Raw genomic sequence first — 23,692 nt, 5'->3', positions numbered from 1 at the left:
CTCAAACCCCGATTTTTGATTGGAGAAGGCATGGTGACGGGCGGCTGAACGTATGGATACGGTCATAGTGGCTAAGGTGGCTGAAGTGGCTGAGGTGACTGCGGGGAAGGTGCGGCGTATGATTCATATAGCGCCGCCTTGTGAATTCACAGAGCCCGTCGCTAAAAACAGTACCCTGACCCACCCTCTTTAGAAAGAGGGTGGCCGTGTCAGCGGTGGAGGGGTGCTATAGGAAATGGATGGAAATGCCGCAGGGGGGCTGGGATTATGGGGTAGAACGGTAGGAGTGACTTCAGCGAGAATCCCTCCGCCCTCCTGCGCTCGTTACCTCCTCCATGAGTGGGAAAGGTTAAAACACTGCTCTCTTCATAGATAGGGAGGTTTCCTGTTAAGAAAATCTGCGACGTTATATGAATTGTGCGTTGCATCTTCCCTGGCCGAAGGATAGAGTCCTGGCTGGAAGGACGCAGCTCGGCGAAGCGTAATGTACCTCACGCCCTCGGTGCGAAGTGCCCACCACCCGGTGAACGAGCGGGGCAATGTTCATCTGCAACCTTTAGCCCCATTTATGGGATTGGAGAATACCGATATTCGGATCCAAATAAAAAAGAGCCCTTGAGGGCTCTTTTTTATTTCTTTTCCATCTGTATATAACTTTCATCCCTCTTGAAGGTCTTTGTCATGTCCATCTGGAATTTCGGTGCCTTGCCGTCCGCTTTGATTTCTACTTCCCTGATATTCGGGAATTCTGTGAGTGTATCTACAGTCATGGCAATGAAAAGGGACTCCGCCGTTTCTCCTTTGAGGCTGTTCAGCTCTTTACTGAAGTTTACGTAAGCCCTGCCGTCCTTTATGGAAATGGTTTTCAGGGAAAGCCCAGCCGGGAGGAGGGGATATTTGGATTTCCTGTCAGTCCGTATCATTTCTTCCAGACTGTTTCTGGCGGTGTGGTCACTGGCTTTGACTTTGATGGCGGTGGGGATAATTCTGAGGCCGTCATCACTGATCCGGTAGTAGGTTAGAGTAGACGATGCTTCTGCCGGTGTTTTCACGGACTGGGAAGAGGCGGCCTTAGGTGAAATGCTTTGGGCAGACTGTTTCCCTGTATCCGGTGCACATCCGGACAGGGCAATGAGGGCGGAGAGAGAAACGGCTAAAAAGAAGAGTTTTTTATCCATGGCGGTTCTCCTTACTGAATGGCGGCGAAATAATTAACCAGTCCATTGAAGAGGCTCTGGGCGATACTTCTGGGAGCCCAGGAGGATGTGAGCATTTTCGCACGGTGGGTATTGGTAATAAATCCCATTTCCATGAGTACTGAAGGCATGGTGGTGTACTTGTTTACGTAGAAATCATTGGACCGTACGCCCCGATCAGGAATGGAGAGGGTATTCATTGTGGACTGGTGCAGCATCTGGGCCAGGAGCAGGTCTTTGGAGCTCTTGGGGTAGTAATAGGCGGTGGTACCGTCGACGGTGGAATTGGAGAAAGAATCTATATGGATGGAAACAAAGGCATCCGCATGGGCTTCGTTCGCTACATCGCAGCGGGCCTGGAGCTCCGGATCCGCATCGGCCCAGGGTCCATACACGTCTTTATCAGTGGATCGGGTCATGACGACTTCTGCACCGGCAGAAGTGAGCATATCCCGGAGGGGAAGGGCAATGGACAGGGTAATGTCCTTTTCATAAACCGTCTTATCTCCCACATGGCCAATAGCGCCTACGTCAGTACCGCCATGGCCAGGATCGATGCAGATGATTTTTCCTTTTAATACATTTTTAGCCTGATCCGATACGCTGTAGCTTTTGATAGCTGGAGTGGCATCGGATTTGGAAGAAGCAGGGGTGGTGGAAGATTTCTTTTTGTAGGTCTGCACTGCACCGGGAACCGGGATATCTACGACTAAACGATGAGGCTTTTTCATTTTTGCGTCGGGACGAAGGGCAAAGACACGGATGTCATCTATTTTCTGGGATTTAGACAGAGCTACGTCCAGATAGGTATCCCCATCTTTTTCAGAAAGGGTAGCAAAATCAATAGCCCGGGAATCCATATCATACTGGGACGCCACGTTTCCCATGGACGTATTTCTCATGATGACTTCAAAATTCTTGCCGGCATCATCGATAGCTGCTTCTGCATGCACCGCCTTTGTGAGATCCATGGCGATGCGTACAAAGGGAGGATTGCCATCGTTTCGTGTAGTCCAGCGAAGAGATGTGACTGACGCATTCTTTGCCATGGCGGGCATGGTCAAAGGAAGGAATAAAAGCAGGATTAGTGCCATAAGCCATTTAAAAAGAGTTTTCATAGAGCGTCCTTTCTTCATTTCTTACATTATATATGAGTATTCCAATGCAAAATCGGGTATCTATTATTATATCACGAAAGAATGGGTAGGGAGAGGATGGGAGTGATAATTATAAATGTACGCTGAGAATTCGAAAAATCCAGCAATTTCGCAAAGTAAGTTCCAGCTCTGAAGGTCATTCTGGAATTTACTTTGAGAACTGACATTTGGTAGAATTTAACTTGAGAAATACTCGTGGAATATGAGGTTAACTATGAGCAACATTGTCAATTCTACAAGGAAGAACAAACATCTCACCTTTGATGACCGACTCACCATCGAAGCGATGCTCAAATCCCAATCTACTTTCTCTGAAATTGCACGTACTATTGGAAAGGATGCCAGCACAATATCTAAGGAAGTACGTAAACATCGGGAATTGGCTGCAAACAACTGGACTCGCCGCGATGACAGTGGCCGTGTCTTAAACGACGAATGTCCCAAACTCGCCCATTCGCCTTATGTCTGCAATGGCTGTAAGCAAAAGCCATACTGTCATCTTAAACGTCTGGTCTATAGAGCCAAATCTGCCCAAAAAGATTATGAGGCCCTCAGGTCAGAATCCAGAACCGGTATTGCACTTAATAAAGCCAGTTTCTGGGATACTGACAGGAAGCTCCGGGAAGGGATAAAGAAAGGGCAGCATATTTACCACATTATGCAGACCGAGGAAATTCAGGCGTCGCAGGCTACTGTTTACCGCTATATCAAGAAAGGATACTGCTCCTTCAGCCCGATCGAACTTCCCCGTATGGTCAAATTCAGATCCCGCAAGCCCCGTCAGCTTGAATATGTGCCGTATGGAGCAAAGAAAGGCCGCGCATATGAAGATTTCCAGCAGCATATCGCTGCAAATCATATTACGCACTGGGTTGAGATGGACACTGTAATTGGACGTGTCGGCGGCAAGGTATTGCTTACAATGCTCTTTACCAACAGCAATTTCATGTTTGGCCGGCTGCTGCCCAACAAGACGGCCCAGGCTGTAACGGAGCAGTTTCAAACCCTCCGTCAGAAATTCACCGATGCCGGCATTCCCTTTGCCAGTTGTTTCTCTCTTATCCTTACAAATAACGGGGGAGAATTCGCCAATATAGATGGCATCGAGATGAATGCGGCCGGAACGAGGGAAACACGCCTCTTTTATTGCGATCCTATGCGCTCCAGCCAAAAGCCTCGCGTGGAGAAGAATCACACACTCCTCCGTGACATCCTGCCGAAAGGAGCCAACTTCGACAACCTGACGCAGGAAAAAGTAGATATAATCTTTTCCCACATAAATTCAACCAAAAGGTCAGTCTTTAATGGCAAAACCGCCTACGAAATGTTTACCCACATCTATGGTACGGAGGCTGCCCACATTTTAGGAATCTGCAAAGTCCCTGCTGAAAACGTTGTGCAGACGACAAAGCTGCTCCAGATACTTGGAGTTGTAGCATTCTAATCCATTTCCGGACTGGCCAGCTGACCGCCTGTTCTCCAATGTTTGTCAAGACATGTCTTTCGTCTTGACAAGCATTGGAGAACAGGCGAAAATCAGCAGCCCCGGAATGGATATTGTCAACTGCTTACTTTTACCAGCAACAAATTCAACAGCATCTTCTTGTTTTAGAGCCAGGAGTATTTCTCAAAGCAACTTCATGTCAACCGGAATTTACTTTGAAAAATAACAATTCAAAGTTTCTTTTAGCATGCGCTGAAACAGTCTTATTGCTCTAAAATTCACAATTAACAACGAAAATTAAGGCGATTTTTACAATTTCTCAAACTAACTTCCAGCAAATTTCTCGAACTTATCGCCAGTTTCAGGCGACTGGAAGTTACTTTGAGAATTTACGATTCGAAAAATCCTGTGGCCTATGAACAGCCTGCCTGTCGGCAGGCTGCCTCAATCTGTACCAATACATTGATGCAGTGGGACCTCTATTTTTTGCAAATAGTAGCAAAAGAGAGAAAATAGTAGTAAAATAATTACATATTGTCAAAATGAGGAATTATGGACTTTTGCAAGAAGGAGTTTTTTTAAGTGAAATCGTTGTCAAAATATTGGAGAAAAGCGGCTGTTCTGGCTGCTGTTTCCCTGGTGTCCCTTTCCATCCTGGGAGTGGCAGGCTGCAGTAATGGCGGAGCTTCAGGCGGTTCTTCCGCAGCCTCTTCCCAGCCTGCTGCATCCCAGACGGCGCTGAAACCAGGAGTGGCTGTAGTGCACCGGGATCCCGGCGTGCCTTACAGTGTGCCGGAGGGTGTATCTGTCCTTATGTACCACATGATTGGTAATGAACAGGGTAATGCAGCCATTATGACGGAGGCTAACCTTCGCATCCAGATGAATTATCTTCGGGACCACGGATACCATCCCATTACCATGCAGGAACTCTATGATTATGTGACCAAGGGTGCCCCGCTTCCGGAGAAGCCGGTGTGTATCACCTTTGATGATGGCTATCTGGACAGCTACACCATTGTGTATCCCCTGATGAAGGAATACGGATACCCCTGGACCCTGTTCCTCATTACCGATGATGTGGGCAAGCCCTATAACCGGATGACCTGGGACCAGCTGAAGGAAATGGCTGACAGCCACACCGTGACCATTGCCAACCATACCCTGTCCCACCCGAAACTCCATAACCTGGCCACGGCCAAGGAGAAGGAGAAGGAAATTGTGGAAGCCAACCAGGCCCTGAAGTACCATCTGGGTATCGATAACCCCTGGCTGGCATACCCCTATGGTGACTACGATGATGAAGTGGTGGCCATTGCCAAGAAAGCAGGCATTAAAATGGCTGTTACCACCGATGTCGGCAGGGTTCATGTAGGCAGTTACCCATACGAGCTGAAACGGGTATATATCGGAAATGATATTTCCCTGGCCCGGTTCTCTGAAAGGCTGAACAAAGATAATTATACGCCGGTCTGACAGGGCATCCGTCCTGACCGGACAGATGCCGGGAACTTCGGTTTTTATTAGGAGCACGAATGAAACGCATATTTCACAGCTTTATATTTAAGTTCATACTGATGACGCTCATATTCTTCATCATTACGTCACCCATTGTGGTTCTGTTCGGGCCGTTCGGCAACCTGAAGAGAGCGGTGGTGGGCGCCATTATGCGGTCCCGCCATCCCCAGTACATTACCTGGCTCTACTCCCAGGATGAGCTGAATAAGATTCTCGGCGTTGTAACGACAACGGACACCCAGAAGATGTTTTCCTTCAAGCCTCGGACAGATTCTTCCCTGACCCTGAAGAAAATCGAAACATCCCGGTTCGTGGGATATCTCCTGGAAATCCCGAATCCTACCCGGGTGCAGGTGGCCACGGCGGAAGACATTAATGAAAAAGGGGATACCACAAGTAACATTGCGAAAAAGAACAATGCCGTGGCAGCCATTAATGGCGGTGGTTTCTATGACCCCAATGGCACCGGGACCGGCCGCCTGCCTTATGGATTTATTCTTCATGGCGGGAAATACCTCCTGGGACAGCAGGTGGACGATAATGAAAAGGTAGACTTCGTAGGTATGACGAAGAGCGGAAACCTCATAGCCGGCCATTATAATAAGAAACAGCTCCGGGACCTTGGCGCTGTGGAAGGTCTGACCTTTGGACCGCCTCTCATTATCAACGGGGAAAAGGTCATCAAAAGCGGTGACGGTGGATGGGGAATTTCGCCCCGTTCCGCCATTGGACAGAAGAAAGATGGTACCATTCTCTTCCTCGTTATCGATGGCCGGCAGCCGGGATACAGTATCGGCGCCACCCTGGTGGATTCCCAAAATATTCTTTATGAAAACGGTGCTTACATTGCGGCCAACCTGGATGGCGGTTCTTCCACGACCCTGTACTATAACGGTAAAGTCGTAAACAAACCGGCAGACCTTCTGGGCGAGCGTATGATACCTACTGCTTTTATCGTGAAATAAGGAGGACAGGTTGAATAAGAAGTTATGCCAGCTGGCATTCTGCTTTATCTTGGGCATCGGTGTCCAGGCAGGAGCCTATCTTTACATGGACCGTGTCCTCTTTGCCCCTTTGTCCAGTGGGGACTATGATATGTCCGACGTCAAGGACAAGGTGGCAGAAGCGGCAGAAAAAGAGGGCAAGAAACTGTATGCTAAGGTCAGTGTCAAAGGAAAAGCCTATTATTCCCATGATTTCAAATACATGGCTGATGTGACCCAGGACAGCGTTACTATTTACAAGGCCGATGACCTGAATAACCCCCAAAAGGTAGACCTGAAGAACCAGGGCGTATCCTTCTTCGAATGGATGCCTGACCGGAACTTGGCACTCATGGCCCTTTATCCGATCCACTGGAGCGGTGGACGGTGGGATGTGACCCTGGCCCGGTACAATCCGGATGGCACCACCCACGAGTCCGATGCGCCTATCCGGGACCTCCCGAGAAATGCAAAAATCGTGGATGTGGCCTATTCCACCGCTACCAATGCGGTGTATATGAAGATGGAAGTGGGCAAGGGGCTCTACCGTATCTATCGTACCGATGCGAACTATGATACCCGCCGTATTTACGTGCAGACCTCCCATATTGGTAAGATTGCGGTGTACTATGATAAGGACCGTCTCTTCTATGATGACAGCCAGAAGGGCATTCTCTACACCTTTAATGGAGATGACAGCTCCTGGCGCGTCATTTCCCCACCCGGCGCGTTCCGCCTCGTGGGTCTTGGAGACGACAAGACCATTTATGCTGTTAAGATTAATACAAAGGGCGAAGTCACTGCCTACTATACCGGAAAACTGGGGGTAGGCTTCAAGGAAGTGAAAGCACTGGATACGCCGGTGGATTTCAATTCCGTTACCCTTCATATGATCAAAGAAGCTGCCACCCAGGCAGGAAAGTAAAGAAAGGGCCGTGAAGAATGATTCTTCGCGGCCTTTTGTGCGTTCCGGAGATGATACGGGCCCAAACGTGCGAAGGGTTCATAAGGGTTGTGGGTCGGGCATCGCTGCGCTTGCCCGACCGGGTGGCAGGTTGACATCGCTGCGCTCGTCAACTGGGTTGGGACGCTGCGCTTAAAAGGAAGGGAAACCTTATGTAACGCCGCCTGTGTCGGCTGATTATGAACAGCGGCGAAGCCGCAGATCCACCTCATGACCCCGCTTCAACGAGCGAAGCGATGTTGAAGCCACCACCCGGTGAACGAGCGAAGCGACGTTCACCCACCACCTTTAGCCCCATCCACCGAATTGGGTGATACATTCACAAGTCAGCCATTCAAATCTCGCCACAGGCGGCCTGAAATGGTATAATATTCGAGAAGTATGTATTCATGAAGGGAGAGCGTGAATGGAAGACAAAGAGGAAGTCTACACAGCTGATGATCGTCTGATTGTGGCACTGGATGTGGATTCTTTTGAAAAAATGAAGGCCCTGGTGGATGAATTGGGGGACCTGATTTCCTATTACAAGGTAGGAATGGAACTGTATTACAGTGCCGGCAGCGAAACCATCCATTATCTGAAGGAACATGGGAAAAAGGTTTTTCTTGACCTGAAGCTCCATGACATTCCCAATACTGTGGGACACAGCGTGGCTTCAGTGACCAGGCTCGGCGTCAATCTCATTACTGTCCATGCCGGCGGTGGCAGGGCCATGATGCAGGCAGCAGCCAGGTATGCAAGGATTACGGCGGAAGAACTGGGCGTAGAACGGCCTAAGATCCTGGCAGTCACTGTGCTCACCAGTTTCGATGACCAGGGATGGCAGGAAGTAGGCGGCCATCTTCCTATCCAGGACCATGTGCTGGAATTGGCGGAACTGGCCAAAGAATCCGGTGTGGATGGGGTAGTAGCTTCCCCACGGGAAGCTTCATCCATTCGTAAGATGGCGGGAGATGATTTTCTGATTGTGACACCCGGTATCCGCCCTGCCTTTGCCCAGACCGATGACCAGAAGCGTATTGCTATACCATCGGAAGCATTTAAAGATGGCGCTTCCATGCTCGTTATCGGTCGGCCTATTACCCAGGCCATTGATCCCTGTGCAGCAGCACGGCTTATTTTAAAGGAAATTAAGGAGAATGCATGATGAACGAAAAAGAAGTTGAATCTTTACTGAAAGAAACCAAGGCAATTCTGGAAGGCCATTTCCTTCTCACCAGCGGACTTCACAGCCCCCTGTATGTAGAAAAATTCAATGTTCTCCAGCATCCGGAATATACGGAAAAACTGTGCCAGGAATTTGCCAACCATTTCAAGGATAAGGGCATTGAAACGGTTATCGGACCGGCAACCGGCGGCATTATCCTTTCCCAGGTGACTGCCCGTCTCCTCGGTGTTCGCTCTATTTTTACAGAACGGGAAAATGGAAAAATGACCCTTCGTCGGGGCTTTAAAATTGCTCCCGGTGAAAAGGTGCTGATTGTGGAAGATATCGTCACCACCGGCGGCTCCATCAAAGAAGTGGTAGATGTAGTCAATAAGGCAAAGGGCGATATCGTAGGTATCGGTCTTCTCGTTGATCGTTCCGGCGGCAAAGCAGATTTCGGCGTACCACCGGAAAAAGTATATCCGCTGCTCCACCTCACTGTTCCGACTTACAAGCCGGAAGAATGCCCACTTTGTAAAGCAGGCGTTCCGATTACAGAACGGGGAAGCCACCATCTGAAATAAGGGTATGAGAAAAGCCGTGAGAAATGAGTTGTCATTTTTCACGGCTTTTTGGTGCGTCAGATATTCCAGGTTCATGCTTGTTATATATGGATCGCAGGACGATTCAACTTGAATATTCAAAAATACATAACTATAGCAGCTGGTCAGGGAAGTACTGATTAAATCGGACTCTGCAAATTAATCAGTATTTCCTTGTTTTGGGCTTCCAGGAAAGTATTACAGCCTACGCTTGAAGAGACTGTTATTCTTATCCTTATAAAGCGATAAAGCGCAGCAGGTCGGTCAGCTTTACAGGAATCCAGGAAGATGACAGCGAGAATTCCCCATTCATCATGATAGCCAGCCTCTTTTTAGCCGGTCCATGCTACAATAAAACTGAGGTGATATGTATGGGAAAAGCATGGGACCAGAATCAGATTTCCGCCATTCACTGCTTTGGTGACAGCCTTACCGAAGGTTACGGAGTAAGGCAGGGCGAGGGATGGGTAGAACTTCTTGATAAGCGGATGAAATCCATTTCTTTTACCAACCATGGGGTATGTGGGGCTCTGGCGGTGGATATCCTTGACAGCCTCTTTGCATCGTCCTTCCATCCCGAGGAGGGGGAGGGGTTCTTCTTCATGGCCGGAACCAATGATATCCTGAACGGCCTTCGGCTCAGCGTGCTGGAAAGGGACGTAGCCCGCGGCATCCGGAGCCTTTCTTCACAAGTACCCCTTACGGTGGGGATTCCTCCTTTAACCACGAAGAACAGCATAGAAACGGGATGGCAGGCATCCTACGTGTATGAAAGAAACCTGCAGGACCTTCAGGAATACGCGTCGTTTTTGAGAAATCTGGCGGAAAAGGAGGGCATCCCTTCTATCGATTTTTGCCGGGGCTTACCAGCTGACGACCGCTGGTTCACCGATGGCGTCCATCCCAACAGCAAGGGATACGATAAAATGGCACAGATGGCTATGAAGGTGTGGAAGAAATGATGATAGTGAGGAGTTAGGAGTGGTGGTGCGGCGCACAAAATATATGGCGCCGCGGATTATTTAGTTTCTTGCTTACCGCTATCAGCTTACAGCTGACAGAGCACCAGCATCATCGTAAAGGGCATTGGTCCAATGTGAGATAATCCCTGACCATGCAGCCCCTTGGAGAAGGGGCGCGGCAAAGCCGCAGGATGGATCTGCCTCGAAGAGGCAGAATCTGCGAGAGAGCGAATATCACAAACTACTGGTTGGCTTTAGACTGAAGTAGCTAAGGGGTAACGCCTTCGGCAAGGTGTCTCAAGGGTAATGGCCTTCGGCCAGGGGGGAGATACGGCGCACAAAATATATAGGGCCGCGGATTATTAATTATCTGCTTACCGCTATCAGCTTACAGCTGACAGAGCACCAGCATCATCGTAAAAGGCATTGGTCCAGTGTGAGATAATCCCTGACCATGCAGCCCCTTAGAGAAGGGGCGCGGCAAAGCCGCAGGATGGATCTGCCTCGAAGAGGCAGAATCTGCGAGAGAGCGGATATCACAAACTACTGGTTGGCTTTAGACTGAAGTAGCTAAGGGGTAACGCCTTCGGCGAAGTGGCTCAGGGGTAATGGCCTGCGGCCAAGGGGGAGGTACGGCGCACAAAATATATAGGGCCGCGGATTATTAATTATCTGCTTACTGCTGTCAGCTTACAGCTGACAGAGCACCAGCATCATCGTAAAGAGCATTGGACCAATGTGAGATAATCCCTGGTCATGCAGCCCCTTAGAGATGGAGGTCCTGCAGAGGACCTCCAAGTTTGGCCTGAAATATAAAAGGCGCTTAGCCTGCACATAAAGGCGCCTTCCTATCAGGCCAAACGGTCCGCGGCAAAGCCGCAGGATGGATCTGCCTCGAAGAGGCAGAATTTGTGAAGTTATAGGCCCAGACAGGTGAATGGTTCATAAGGGTGGTGGGTTGGCATCGCTCCGCTCGCCAACCGGGTTGTAGGTGCTGCGCACCGGGGGCGTAAGGGAGAAAAGCCGCCTTTGGCGGCAAATCAACCTTATGCCCCCGCTGCGCCAAGGCGAAGGCCTTGGCATGCAGCCACAACCCGGTGAACAAGCGAAGCGCAGTTCACCCACAACCCTTAGCCCCATTCACCTGTTTGAGCACCCACCATCATTCCTATGGTATAATAATCAATATGACTCGAATTCATTTTTTATAACAGGAGATTCTATGCAGCTCGATGGCGAACGATTTTTGAAAGATGAAATTACTCATATCAAGGCCGCGGTTATCGGGGATATGATGACGGACCGGTACATTACGGGCAAGGTGAACCGGATTTCTCCGGAGGCTCCGGTGCCGGTGAACCTGGTCCAATCCCAGCGGGATGTGCTGGGAGGCGCTGCCAATACGGCGGCAAATCTGGCGGCCCTGGGATGTGAGGTCTATGCGGCAGGAATGAGGGGCAATGACAGTGACGGCGCCGTTCTTTCGTCTCTTTTGCAGCAGGCTGGGATCGACATGTCCGGCCTCATTACGGCGGACCATTACCATACCACAGCGAAAATCCGTATCCTCGGTGCGCGGCAGCAGATGATGCGCCTGGACTATGAGGAAAAGAAACAGCCCTCTACGGAGCAGGTAAAGTTCATTATGGACTGGCTCTCGGGGCTCCTGAAAAGGGGGCTGGGGGCCATCGTCCTTTCGGATTATGGCAAAGGCATGATTACGGAAGAATTGGCCCAGTCCGTCATTGGCCTGGCAAAGTCCCGCCGTGTACCGGTGCTGGTGGATCCAAAGGGCAGTGACTGGACAAAGTACGATGGAGCCTATGGCATTACTCCGAACCTGAAAGAGCTGTCGGACTGCGTGGGTAAAGAAATCCCTAATGAAGAAGAGGCCATCGTAGAAGCCGGAAAGGCGGTGAGGGAAAAGTTCCACCTCACCCATCTTTTTGTGACCCGTTCGGAAAAGGGAATCACCGCAGTCAGTGAAAACAGTGCTGTCCACCGGGCATCGGTGGCCCAGGATGTGTTCGATGTATCCGGCGCCGGAGATACGGTGATGGCCGTCACCGCCGCTGCCACGGCAGCCCATATGGACATGGAAACATTGCTGGAACTTGCCAATAAGGCGGCGGGCATTGCCGTTTCCAAGGTAGGAACCTACCAGGTCAAGCGGGAAGAACTGCTGAAGGCCTGGGTATCCGGGGAGGGTCTGCGGCTTTCCTATCGGCCCCTCACCTGGGAAGAAGCGGAAAAGAAGGTGGCAGAGTGGAAGGGTCGGGGAGAAGTGGTGGTCTTCACCAACGGCTGCTTTGATATACTCCATCGGGGCCACATTACGTACCTCCAGCAGGCAGCGTCCCTGGGGGACCACCTGATTGTGGGACTCAATTCCGACCGCTCCGTGAAGGCTTTAAAAGGGCCTTCACGGCCTGTGAATAACGAAGGGGATCGGAGCTTCATGCTGGCCGCTCTCCGGTCTGTGGACGAAGTGGTAATCTTCGATGAGGACACGCCGGAAGAGCTCCTGTCCCACCTGAAGCCGGACATCCTTGTGAAAGGCGGAGACTACAAAGTGTCCGAAGTGGCCGGCCGGCAGTACGCGGGAAAGGTGGAAATCCTTCCCTTCGTGGATGGCTATTCGACCACCAATGTGATTCGGAAGATACGAGAAAAGTGAGATCGGAAGAAAGATCGAGATCGAGGTGCGCCAGTTCGGCGTACATAGTATAGCCGTGGTGCAAGTCCATGACCCAGCAAAGCTTAGCAGGCAGCTGGTACCTAGTCTTGGGATTGCAATCGTGAGGTTGCAGTCTAAGCGTAGACAGGGGAGCACAAGAGCCGTAATGCAAAGCGGTGACTCCGTGAGTGTGAAGCTTATTCAGCCCCGTAACGATGATGAGTGGCAGTCGATTCTCTCTCGATGGACGCAGACTGTAATGCATGGTTCGTTAAGCGAGAAACATGCAGGTGCCACCGGGGTCCAAGGGCATGGCGAGTGTGCAAGATACTATGTATGTACCTGGGAGACCTGCCGAGGTCCGCAAGGTATGGGAATTGAATCCTACGAAGAGGAGAGACCCAAATACTTCGGCAGGAGTCGGACTGTTCCATAGTAGTAAGGAAGTCTGTGAAAGCGGATGGAGCGAAGGGAACAGCAAATAGTTGTGCTTATTGTGCAGAACATTCAGACACAAGAGGTTGCAAAAGAATGCCAAAACATGTACAAGAGATTAGATTCCTATCAGCAGGCCACGAAAGAGTGGAAGGGCTGATGCATCGAGTCAATGCAGAAACACTGTATGCGGCCCATCTCAAACAGAGAAAAGGCAAGGCTACAGGAGTTGATGGAGTCAGTAGGGAAGATTATGACAGGAATGTCACGGAAAACATCAGTAAACTGGTGGAATCCATGAAGAAATTCCAGTACAGGCCCAAACCAGTAAAGAGGGTATATATACCAAAAGGAAATGGCAAACGCCGTCCATTGGGAATACCGGCTTATGAAGACAGGCTGGTACAGTATGTCATGGCTTACTTACTGGAAGCCGTTTACGAGCCAAGATTTCTGGACTGTTCCTTTGGATTCAGACCGAAACGGAGTGCTCATGACGTAATCCGTGTGATTGACCGGGCCATTATGCGAGGAAACGTGAACTGGGTATTGGAAGCAGACATCAAAGGATTCTTTGACAACGTGGACCAAAAGCAGCTCATGGAATTCCTGAGCCGAGACATAGCCGACAAGAATTTTCTGCGGTACACCGTCAGATTTCTTAAAAGCGGGATTATGGAAGAAGGCAAATATTATGAGAGCGATAAAGGAACGCCGCAGGGCGGGCTTATATCGCCCATACTGGCCAACGTATATCTGCACTACGTGCTGGATACCTGGATGATGGAGACTGTAAAGCCTCGTATGAAAGGTGAAATGTACTATGTCAGATATGCAGATGATTTTCTCGTTCTCTTCGAATACGAAGAGGATGCACGAAAGGTCTATGATGTGTTGGGAAAGAGACTGGACAGATATAGCCTTGAGCTTGCTAAAGACAAGACACGGATACTGCCCATTGGGAGAAATAGCGAGGGAGGCAAGGAATTTGACTTTCTTGGCTTCACGTTCTATGACACTCGGACTCGGACCGGAACATACCGACTTGGCGTGCGCTCTAGCAAGAAGAAACTGAAAACAAAGAAGAAGAATGTCAAGGAATGGCTGAAAGCAAATATGCATATGCCAGTACACGAAATGGTGGACCATCTCAATGCAAAGCTCAGAGGGCACTACAGTTATTACGGTGTTAATGGAAACTATGAAGGAATATCCGGCTTTGTACGGTTTACCAAGTACATGACACATAAATATCTGAATAAGAGAAGCCAACGTAAGAGCTTAGGATGGGAAAAGTTTCGCGAAATATGGGCGGAACATGTATCCCCTCCAAGAATCATGGTGCAGATATGGAATTGAAAAGACTATTTGAAGAGCCGTATGCGGGAAAACCGCACGTACGGTTCCGTGAGGGGCGGACAGAGAAATCTGATTCCGTCTACTCGACGTCCCCAGCGGTTTTGCCGCTGTTCATAAAATGAAGAAGGCCGTTCCTGCGGTGAATGCAGGGACGGCTTTTTGTATGTAAGTTTTTGCACCAAACGGGTGAATGGGGCTAAGGGTGGTGGGTGAACATCGCTGCGCTCGTTCACCGGGTGATAGGCGCTTCGCGCCGGGGCCGTTGGTGGACTGGCCTGCGGCGCTTTCAACTGCTAACCTCCGTCGCCTTCGGCGCCACCGACGGCCGGGCTCTAAGGTGCTCGCTTAATGTGCAGTAAATGCTCGCAAATGAGCCCGGCTCGAGAGTCCTCTGCAGGACTCTCGCCTTCCCAAGGAAGGAGGCTAACGAATAGCGGCTCCGCCGCTGTTGGGAGCCTAATGACTATAACCCAAAGCCATGAAAATGACACTGCACGAGGCTCCCTTTTCTAAAGGCAGAAGTCCTGCATAAGACTTCTGAGCCAGGCGTAAGTTTGCTCTTATACTGCACATAAAAGAGCTTTCCTTTTGACGCCTGGCCGGAATGCTCCCCACCGGGGTGAGGGATTCCGAAGGGTGCCGCAGGCGGATCCACATTATGTCCCCGGCGCGTCAGCGCCCACCACCTGGTGGGGCCAGCGAAGCATCGCTCGACCTACCACCTTTAATTCCATGCACCGGAGTGGGTTTGCCACCCATCTACTGCTGATCAGGCCTTGTATAGAGCACGATGAGCAGGATTTCCAGAAGTCCCGTGACCAGGAGGCCGGCGGAGGTGCCGAGGTACTCGATAATGGTGCTTACCAGGAGGGAGCCGAAGGGAGCGCTCCCTAAAAAGACGAAGGTGTAGAGTCCCATGATGCGGCCCAGGCAGTCCTTCGGCGATGCCAGCTGGATGGCGGTATTGCAGTTTACCATGAAAATAATGACCGTAAATCCCAAAATGCCAAAGACCAGGAGAGCCAGTGGCTGGAAGGAAATGTAGCTCACCGCCATGAGAAGGAGGCCGCAGGCGATGGCGGAATGGAAAATGTAGGACTGGGACAGGTGTTTCTTTGAAGCGGCAGAAAGGACGCCGCTGGCCATGGATCCCGCTCCGGCGGCAAAGAGGATAGCTCCGAACCCGCCAACCCCGGCGTGGAGTACCCGGTCCGCAAAGAGGGGGCCATAGGTACCCATATTGAGAATGAGACCGCTTACGATGCCGGCGGCCAGGAGATTCTTGTAAATGACAGGATTCCGTTTGGCCTCCAGCAGTCCCTCTTTGATTTCCTGCAGGGGATGCCGGTTTTCTGCAGGGACGATGGTGGAGTTTACATCCATGGTGCTGTAGGCAAGGATAATGGGAATCAGGGACAGGGCATTCAGGAAGAAGATGGTGCTGTAGGAAAGGTAACTGATCAGAAAAGCCGCCAGCAGGGGACCAATCATGCGGGTGAGGTTGAAATTGGCGGAATTCAGACTGATGGCGCTGTGGAGAGCCTCTTTCCCCACCAGTTCCGGCATGAAGGCCATGCGGGCGGGCATGTCGAAGGAATCGATGGTGCCTACGAAGAAAGCAAAGAAGAGGATCCAGCCGTAGGTCGCATGGCCCGTATAGAGGAGAAGACCCAGCAGGGAGGCCTGCACCAGGTAAGTAATCTGGGTGCCGATGAGGATTTTCCTCTTATTGTGCCTGTCGATCCAGAGCCCCGTGAAGAGGGTAAAAAAGAGACTCGGCGCAAACTGGCAGGCCGAGAGCAGCCCCAGGAGAAAGGCGGAGTCCGTCATGGTATACACCAGCCACTGCTGGGCAGTGAGCTGGAGCCAGAACCCGATAAGGGCAATCCACTGGGTAACCCAGAAGATCCGGTAATTTCGGACCTGGAGGGCCGGGAAAAAACGGAATATAGACATAGATGGTCCTTTACATCAATTGATTTACAGATTACGAAATTTCAATGTATCTATTATACCATAGGATGGAAATGTCGAGACCGAGAGGGAATCGGGCCATAGGCCCTGGAAATCTAGATCTAGATCTAGGTCTAGGCCTTCAGCGGCTTCGCCGCATCCTGTGGATGAGTGTACGTTTGAATGGATGTGGGCATTGAGCCTTCAGCCTTGAGCCTTGAGCGGAACAGGCCCTTCGGGTCGGGTGATTGGTGGAGGAGTGTACGTTCGAACGGGCGGGGGCATTTGCGGCGAAGCCACTGTCCGCCTCAATCTCGACCTCGGTCTCGATCTCACGCCCACAGGGCCTGTTCGCATCTACCTTCCATCGTCTGAGGGCCGGATTGCCAGCTGTCCGGCTGCCTGCTTTCCTTTTCTATAGCAGGTATAGGGAAAGTGCATACTTACATGGGCCTTGGAACTGTGGTATTTTCTATGATTATAGGCTTTCCAAATTTTTACTTGCAGAGGAAAAATCAATGGAGACAGAAATGAATCATAGAGAACCCGGGGGAAGTCCCATGGCCCGGATGCCGGTGAACCGACTCCTGTTCCACATGGCGGCGCCCATGATGGTTTCCATGGTGGGCCAGGCCCTGTACAACGTGGTGGATACTTTCTTCGTTTCCCACATTCCAGATTCCCCGGAAATCGTGGATTACGGGGAAAAGGCGGTGAATGCGCTGACCCTGGCCTATCCCATCCAGATCCTGATGATTGCCATCGGCGTGGGAACGGGAGTGGGCATCAATGCGGTGCTGGCACGGCAGCTGGGGCAGAAGAGGAGAGAGGTGGCTTCGGAACCTGAAGTCCTGTCATTTTATATCTAGGTTGGTACATCCACACCCATCATCTCATACAGCTTGCGCTGTTTCTCTGTAATTTCGGACAGATGGTGAGCCCTGCCGGGTTGCTGGTAATACTCGATGGTATCCAGTTCATCCAAGAATTCCTGCATGGTGTAATTCCTGTAGAGGTCATGGATTTCCATTTGGCGTTTGATGTAAGACATCAGCTCCAGTGCAAGGAATTGTACAAACAGCTTGCCTTCGAGATTTTCCTCTGACGATACGGACATTCTCCGCATATCTAAACGCTCTTTAAGGTTTCCAAAGGACTTTTCTATCAGATCCCGCATGCGGTAAATACGGATTGCCTCGACCGGATCCTTAATGGAGTTGGTCAGGAGGGCAAAATAGCCAAAGTCTTTTTCGGCTTCGCGGATAGCTTTGTCATTATATGCGATGGCTATGCCTCTTGCCGGTGTTTCGTGGACAATGAAATACTTGGCATAGGCACCCTCATGTTCCCGTTTGCGTTTTCCGGTCTGCAGCTCTTCTTCATACCGGTCAAGCATATGGTTAAAACGGTTACGGTCATCTGTACAGTGCTGATCATTATAGTAAATATGCAGGTATACCCGACGCTTTCCCGTTTTAATTGTTCCAAGACGCGGCTTCTCTTCTTCATAATCCCACTGTTCTGTGAATGTGCATACATACAGCTGCAATGCAGGATTGTAGTTTGACCGTGTGACAAAGCTGTCACGGATATCGTCCAGGTGTGTTTTTACCAGTTTCAAGCCGGTTCTGGCTCCAATGAGAAACTTATGGTGGTGCTTCATCAGCTCGTTGATGTTCTTCTGGCTAAAGAACCCTCGGTCCATGCAGAGCTGCAGTTTTACGAGGTCGAGAAAATCCACGTCCTTGATCAGGTTGTCAATGGTTTTTACATCCGCAATATTGCCCGGCAGTTTTCGGTAATACACCGGCAGCATGGAAACTTCGCCAAAGAGGAGTGCCAGATTGATTTGGGGAAGGTCATCTCCTTCTTTGTTCTTGCCATATTTCACTTGCTTCAGCAACTCCGAAAATGAGGAAATAGACGTTGTGTCAAAAGCCAGATATTCCGTTTCACAGCGCCTCTTGGCCTGCCTTTTGAAATAGGCCATCTTCGCATCCTCCGTAATCATCCCAAAGAGCCTGCTGATGCGTTGGGACGGAATATCCGCTCCAAATGGGTGCACATGGGTGTGTCCCCATTTCTTGAATCGATACATCGCCTGACCCTCCTCCAGTACGAGATAGAAGGCAAGCGACATAAGTTCTTTGTAAATATCACCAAAGCAGGCTTTCAGGTCATCACGAAGCCCGATCTTCTCGGCAATGCAGGAAAGCAGATAAACAGCGCCGTAGAAAGACCGTTTGCACGAAGTAACCGGAACCGGCCCAGGCTTTGATGTTTTCTGCGTTTCCAGTTGCTTTTCCAAGAGATACTTCTTATTGAAGACCAGTTTGCCTTCAATTACCTTGCCGATGTACTTGCGTTTATGCTCACCGCGTTTTTTCTCTGAATTCCAGTGTGATTTATCTATGAAAGCATATGTTGTGCCATTAATGACTTGTGTTTTATAGTCCATAGCTGTCCACCTCTAGACATATTTTATATCTAGAGCATAAGGCAGTCAAGTGCTATAGAAGATAGAAAAGGCAGTATTTATCGAATCAATTAAGCTTGTCCTGCCGCAGCATAGATATAAAATGTGCGGACTTCAGGTTCGGAAACGGCGGGAAATGCCATCTTTGTGACCCTGGTTTACAGCCTTGCCTTTTTTCTCTTCGGTCTTTTTGGGGCTCCCGCATTTATCGCTTCCCAGACAGGAAATGAAGAAATAGGGAGTCTCGCCGTTTTATACCTGCAGATTGTGACCATTTTTTCCTTTGGCACGGTGATGTACATGGCTCTGGAAAAAATCATCATGGCCACAGGTCATACCATGGTCACCATGACGGCCCAGCTGTCCGGGGCCCTGGCCAACTGCCTGCTGGATCCCATCCTGATTTATGGCTGCTTCGGCCTGCCGGCCATGGGGGTGGCAGGAGCCGCGGCGGCTACGGTGATAGGCCAGTTCCTTTCCCTCTTCATTGCAGGCCACTATTATTTCCATGAAATCAGGGAACTGGACCACGGATTCCGCTGCTTGAAGCCCCGACTCCAGGTCCTTTCGCCGGTGTATGCCATAGGGATTCCGGCCATGGTGATGCAGCTCCTGACGCCGGTCATGAGTTACGGCATGAATATCATCCTCGGTGGCCTGTCTGTTTCTGCAGTCACGGCCTATGGGATTTACTATAAACTCCAGAATTTCGTGTTCATGCCGGCCTATGGCTTGAATAATGCTTCCATACCGATCATTTCCTTCAATCGGGGTGCCGGCCGGGGAGATCGGGTGAAGGGAACCCTCCGGTGGGCCCTGATGGGAGCCTTGGCCATCATGGCAGCCGGAATGGCGGTCATCGGCGCCGGTGCCGGAATCCTGGTCCATGGATTTGGACTGACCGAGGAGTCCATGAATCTCACAGTCACCGCTCTCCATATCATTTTATGGGGCTTTCCCTTCGCCGGAATCACCATCATCCTCCAGGGCGCCTGCCAGGCCATGGAGGAAGGGGGCTGCTCCCTCCTCATTTCCTTCGTCCGCCTCATCCTTATCCCCCTCCCCTTCGCATGGCTGGCAGCAAAGGAGTCCAATGGACTATTTCTTGTGTGGCTCTCTATCCCGGGAGGCGAACTGGCCGCCGGCATCCTGGCCATCTTCCTGACAGTCTGGGCCATGAAGAAACGGGATATTCGGTAAGAAGGGGATGGCCATTTTAATATTTTTTCTTTTCCATAGATTTTCCGTTATAATTTTATTTTGGAATTTATACAAACCTATAGAAAAATACTTTATCAGAATATAAATATTACTATTCTCAAAATAGATATTATCATGTATAATCTATACGGATGAGGGTGTACGCCTTTCCGGGGAGAGGCCTCGAAAAAATACCCGGACAAGGCGGAAGCTGCAAGCCATCCTGCAAAGATGAATCCATAAGAGCTCCGGGATCAAAACCCGTTCGATGCACTTTCCACTATTTCCTTCCTTTTGGATGGAAATAGACACTAGCCAAAACTGAACAGGTCGTCAAAAATAAGCCTGACTGAATGGTTGGAGCATGGCAGATACTTTGAGTGCTGCATGGCCCTTGCTTGACCCTTCTTTCGGGCTTATTGTGGTGGTATCAATAGAGTTTGATACTTGGATTTGGAAATCAGGCTCTTCGGGCCGATGGACGAATGACTGAATGGCATGCGAACAGGTGAGGCTTTTGGCTTTTAGCTGCTGACAGTCAGGGAAAACGGTAAGCCTGCAGCGCTTGTATGTGCTTTCATGCAATCGTACGGGGCCTCGGCTTCCAGCATTTCTTGAAGCTATCAGTTGGCAGATGGAAGTCCCCGTCCGTTTGCATGTCACTCAGCCACATAATCGCCGCGGAGCGGTCGATTTGCTCAAGGCCCAAGGCTGAATGCTCAAGGCCCCATTCGTATGCACGCTGGTAAGCCACACTGCAGCACCATATTTTTTCTGTAAGTACTTATAGAATCTTTTTAATACGTAACGATTTGACAAGGGTTGGAGAAATCCCTTATACTTAGTACAAGAATTTAACAAGGGCAAAGGCGCCGATCAGTGATCGGTGCCTTTTGCTTTTCAGTAAGGGCGCTGTCTTTTGGACAGTGCTTTTTCGCTTTCATACACATTTTGGGGTTGACTTGCTCAAAGTAAACAGGAATTCGGAGGTGCTTATTATGAGAAAGCCGAGAATTGGTATCACGCCATTATGGGATGAAGAGAAGAAGAGCATCTGGATGCTGCCGGGTTACATGGATTCCATTCGGGAGGCCGGAGGTATTCCTTTGATCCTGCCGCTTCATATGACGGAAGAGGAATTTTCTGAAATCCGGGATGACTTCGATGGTTTCCTGTTTACCGGAGGCCAGGATATATCCCCCTCCCTCTATGGGGAGAAGAAGAAGGCCTGCTGCGGTCCGGTGTGTGAAGCGAAGGATGCACTGGAAACCATGATTTTCAGCTACTGCTGGAGCCACGATGTGCCGGCTCTTGGAATCTGCCGGGGGTTGGAACTGATGAATGCCCTCCTGGGAGGGACCCTGTACCAGGATATTGATGAGGAGCGGCCTTTCCTTCATGCGCCGGAGCATACCATGAGCTTTGCCTATGACTGGACTGCCCATTTCAACCATATTCTGGAAGGGACGCCGCTCTATGAACGGCTGGGAGTCCCCATGCTGGGCGTGAACTCTCTCCATCATCAGGCGGTGAAGAAACTGTCCGACAGCCTTGTGCCCATGGCCATGTCGGAGGATGGGCTGGTGGAAGCAGCCTATGCGCCGGAAAAACGGTTCATCTGGGCCGTACAGTGGCACCCGGAATATTCCTACATCTACGATGGACTGGATATGGCGATTTTTGAATCCTTCACCGAAGCGGCAGCAGATAAAGTGGATGCACCGGTGTCCCCGTTCCTCCCGCCGGACTATACTTTCGGCTCGAAGAAGCTGGGGTGAAAAGATCGAGACCTAGATCGAGTTGTTCAGTTCCGTTGGACCAAACGTCAGCAAGGTGCAAAATTGATTTCTATTCATCAATCAGGAAGCGCCGAAGGCCATTAAGTTTTCTGGCAGCTAGAAACTCCGCCCGTTTGGTGAAATATTTCTACAGGAATAAAAAAGAACTGCGACCTTTTAGTCGCAGTTCTTTTTGGTTCGATTCACGAATCAGTCCCAGGCCGGTTCGATGGTGCCATGGTACTTGTCGGCAATGAATTTCTTTACGGAGTCAGACTGGTAGGCCTGTACGAATTTCTTGTAGGCCGGCTGGTCTTTATCTTTGTCACGGACAGCGATGATCATGACTGCCAGGGGGTTATCCTTGTCTTCCAGGAAGATGCCCTGGTCCTTCGGGGAGAGGCCGGCGCTCATGACGTAGTTCATGGTGATGACGGAAGCGTCCACATCATCCAGGCTTCTCGGGAGCTGGGCTGCTTCGATTTCCTTGAACTGGATGTGTTTCGGATTTTCTACTACGTCAGCGGGGGTGGCTTTCATGCCTACGCCGTCTTTCAGTTTGATGACACCCGCTTTTTCCAGGAGCTGGAGGCCGCGGCCTTCATTGGTGGGGTCGTTCGGAATGGAAATGGTAGCGCCGTCGGGCAGGTCTTTTACATCCTTCACTTTGTTGGAGTAAATGCCCATGCGCATGAGGATGGCTTTGCCGATGGCGGTGAGGTTAGTGCCATGCTGTTTATTGAAGTTTTCCATGAAGGGCTTGTGCTGGTAAACGACCATGTCCAGGTCTCCGTCAGCCAGTGCCTGGTCCGGAGTGATGTAGTCGGAGAATTCCTTTACGTTGACTTTGAGGCCGCTCTTTTCAGCTTCTTTGGCAGCAGCTTCTACGACTTCCGCATGGGGGCCGGCGGTGGCGCCAACGGTGATTTCTTTCTTTTCAGCCGGGGCAGATGCGGCGGCGGAGGAGGTGGGTTTCTGGCTGGAACCGCAGCCGGAAATGAATGCTGCTGCGGAGAGTGCACAGAGACCGGCGATGACTAATTTCTTTAACATAAATAAGACTTCCTTTCTCTTTTCTTTTTCCCTTCCACGTGAGACAGGTCTGTATGGAGGGAAGTGGATTTATATAAGGGGAGGACCCGTTATATACGAGATAAATAGCTGATTATACCGAAAAAGAATCGTATCATAATTCTGGAATAGTTAGGAGGGAGGAGTTAGGAGTTAGGAGTAAACTGGATCCCGAGGAGTGGACACGTCCGAAAGTGAGGCCCCCATATTTTGGACACGTCCTCACAGTTTTCCTCCCCACTCCAGGCGCCTTTAGGCGTGACGCAGGTCTGGATGGCGCGCCAACCATGGTCCGGCCTGTTAGACACAACCTCGGTGCCTATGGTATGCTCAATCTACATCATTTCAAGGAGGATGCACATGAGCAAACAACTATTTACCGACAAACAGATAGCCGATTTAATCCTGAACCCCAACGTTTTCAGCGTTACAAGGTCAACATTGATGCTGACTAAGAGTTTCAAAGAAAAATTCTATGCCGAGTACCAAAAGGGCGCATTGCCAAGGGACATTCTGAAGCACCATGGCTTTTCAGCCGACGTTATTGGGCAGAGAAGGATTTGGAGTATTACTCAGCACATCAAGGATGAGTACGCCAAATACGGCGAATTCCACGAGGGGCGCAAGCCGCCGGGCCCCTCCAAAGGCCCGGCGGCTGTCAGCGGGCAAGATCCTCTAAGCCGTCTCGAAAGCAGGGTGGAATACCTGCAGCAACAGGTGGAGTTTTTAAAAAAAATTACATCTGTAGGGATTTCGAGAAAATAGGTGCA

The 23,692-nt window shown here is 50.4% G+C and carries 18 protein-coding genes; 13 read left to right on the top strand and 5 right to left on the bottom strand.

Translation table 11 applies throughout. The features are described 5' to 3' along the window. Window positions 1-629: 629 nt before the first annotated feature. Both ACFWUL_RS06945 and ACFWUL_RS06940 read right to left on the bottom strand, forming a co-directional pair. On the bottom strand, window positions 630-1,178 hold the full coding sequence (locus ACFWUL_RS06945; RefSeq protein ID WP_297020598.1) for a GerMN domain-containing protein: 549 nt from the start codon (window positions 1,176-1,178) through the stop codon (window positions 630-632). Window positions 1,179-1,189: 11 nt separating this feature from the next. Further along, complete coding sequence (locus ACFWUL_RS06940; RefSeq protein WP_297020596.1) at window positions 1,190-2,314, bottom strand: N-acetylmuramoyl-L-alanine amidase family protein; 1,125 nt, start codon at window positions 2,312-2,314, stop codon at window positions 1,190-1,192. Between the two features lie 253 nt (window positions 2,315-2,567). On the opposite strand from ACFWUL_RS06940, the gene ACFWUL_RS06935 reads away from it, so the two are divergent. The 9 genes from ACFWUL_RS06935 to ltrA all read left to right on the top strand — a co-directional run bounded on the left by ACFWUL_RS06935 (window position 2,568) and on the right by ltrA (window position 14,444). Continuing rightward, on the top strand, window positions 2,568-3,797 hold the full coding sequence (locus ACFWUL_RS06935) for an IS30 family transposase (protein WP_416176813.1): 1,230 nt from the start codon (window positions 2,568-2,570) through the stop codon (window positions 3,795-3,797). A 582-nt stretch (window positions 3,798-4,379) separates the two neighbouring features. Next, window positions 4,380-5,273 (top strand): polysaccharide deacetylase family protein, encoded by an 894-nt coding sequence (locus ACFWUL_RS06930; RefSeq protein WP_416176812.1) that lies wholly within the window; start codon window positions 4,380-4,382, stop codon window positions 5,271-5,273. A gap of 59 nt (window positions 5,274-5,332) precedes the next feature. Continuing rightward, entirely contained in the window at window positions 5,333-6,280 is a 948-nt protein-coding gene (locus ACFWUL_RS06925; RefSeq protein WP_297020589.1) for a phosphodiester glycosidase family protein, read from the top strand. A gap of 10 nt (window positions 6,281-6,290) precedes the next feature. Further along, entirely contained in the window at window positions 6,291-7,223 is a 933-nt protein-coding gene (locus ACFWUL_RS06920) for a hypothetical protein (protein WP_297020586.1), read from the top strand. 445 nt (window positions 7,224-7,668) lie between these two features. Then, window positions 7,669-8,409, top strand: a complete 741-nt coding sequence (gene pyrF / locus ACFWUL_RS06915; RefSeq protein WP_416176811.1) for an orotidine-5'-phosphate decarboxylase — start codon at window positions 7,669-7,671, stop codon at window positions 8,407-8,409. Beyond that, a complete protein-coding gene (pyrE, locus tag ACFWUL_RS06910; protein ID WP_297020581.1) occupies window positions 8,406-8,993 on the top strand; it encodes an orotate phosphoribosyltransferase in 588 nt (195 codons plus the stop codon). Before pyrF ends, pyrE begins: the two co-directional genes overlap by 4 nt. Before the next feature lie 389 nt (window positions 8,994-9,382). Beyond that, a complete protein-coding gene (locus tag ACFWUL_RS06905; protein ID WP_297020578.1) occupies window positions 9,383-9,973 on the top strand; it encodes an SGNH/GDSL hydrolase family protein in 591 nt (196 codons plus the stop codon). Between the two features lie 1,222 nt (window positions 9,974-11,195). Next, window positions 11,196-12,650, top strand: coding sequence for a D-glycero-beta-D-manno-heptose 1-phosphate adenylyltransferase (gene rfaE2, locus ACFWUL_RS06900; RefSeq protein ID WP_297022158.1), 1,455 nt, complete (start codon window positions 11,196-11,198; stop codon window positions 12,648-12,650). 531 nt (window positions 12,651-13,181) lie between these two features. Then, window positions 13,182-14,444 (top strand): group II intron reverse transcriptase/maturase, encoded by a 1,263-nt coding sequence (gene ltrA, locus ACFWUL_RS06895; protein ID WP_416176787.1) that lies wholly within the window; start codon window positions 13,182-13,184, stop codon window positions 14,442-14,444. Between the two features lie 759 nt (window positions 14,445-15,203). Here the strand turns inward: ltrA and ACFWUL_RS06890 are convergent. Next, window positions 15,204-16,400, bottom strand: coding sequence for an MFS transporter (locus tag ACFWUL_RS06890; RefSeq protein WP_416176810.1), 1,197 nt, complete (start codon window positions 16,398-16,400; stop codon window positions 15,204-15,206). A 527-nt stretch (window positions 16,401-16,927) separates the two neighbouring features. Here ACFWUL_RS06890 and ACFWUL_RS06885 point away from each other — a divergent pair. Further along, window positions 16,928-17,266, top strand: coding sequence for an MATE family efflux transporter (locus tag ACFWUL_RS06885; RefSeq protein ID WP_416176809.1), 339 nt, complete (start codon window positions 16,928-16,930; stop codon window positions 17,264-17,266). Here the strand turns inward: ACFWUL_RS06885 and ACFWUL_RS06880 are convergent. Next, entirely contained in the window at window positions 17,263-18,855 is a 1,593-nt protein-coding gene (locus tag ACFWUL_RS06880) for an IS1634 family transposase (protein ID WP_416176808.1), read from the bottom strand. The genes ACFWUL_RS06885 and ACFWUL_RS06880 overlap by 4 nt on opposite strands. Before the next feature lie 123 nt (window positions 18,856-18,978). Here ACFWUL_RS06880 and ACFWUL_RS06875 point away from each other — a divergent pair, with 123 nt between their 5' ends. Further along, window positions 18,979-20,073 carry an MATE family efflux transporter gene (locus tag ACFWUL_RS06875; protein WP_416176807.1) on the top strand — a complete coding sequence of 365 codons (1,095 nt, stop codon included), beginning with the start codon at window positions 18,979-18,981 and terminating at the stop codon, window positions 20,071-20,073. Between the two features lie 998 nt (window positions 20,074-21,071). After that, complete coding sequence (locus ACFWUL_RS06870; RefSeq protein ID WP_297022163.1) at window positions 21,072-21,851, top strand: gamma-glutamyl-gamma-aminobutyrate hydrolase family protein; 780 nt, start codon at window positions 21,072-21,074, stop codon at window positions 21,849-21,851. A 210-nt stretch (window positions 21,852-22,061) separates the two neighbouring features. Here the strand turns inward: ACFWUL_RS06870 and ACFWUL_RS06865 are convergent, their stop codons facing one another. Then, a complete protein-coding gene (locus tag ACFWUL_RS06865) occupies window positions 22,062-22,904 on the bottom strand; it encodes a MetQ/NlpA family ABC transporter substrate-binding protein (RefSeq protein ID WP_297022166.1) in 843 nt (280 codons plus the stop codon). A gap of 378 nt (window positions 22,905-23,282) precedes the next feature. Between ACFWUL_RS06865 and ACFWUL_RS06860 the strand changes: the two genes are divergently transcribed. After that, window positions 23,283-23,687 carry an HTH domain-containing protein gene (locus ACFWUL_RS06860; RefSeq protein ID WP_416176806.1) on the top strand — a complete coding sequence of 135 codons (405 nt, stop codon included), beginning with the start codon at window positions 23,283-23,285 and terminating at the stop codon, window positions 23,685-23,687. Window positions 23,688-23,692 lie beyond the last annotated feature (5 nt).

It is taken from the genome of Dialister sp. (assembly GCF_047832375.1).
Taxonomy (GTDB): Bacteria; Bacillota; Negativicutes; order Veillonellales; family Dialisteraceae; genus Dialister.
Note: the sequence above shows the minus strand (reverse complement) of the source record. Positions and strands in the feature narration are given on the sequence as shown.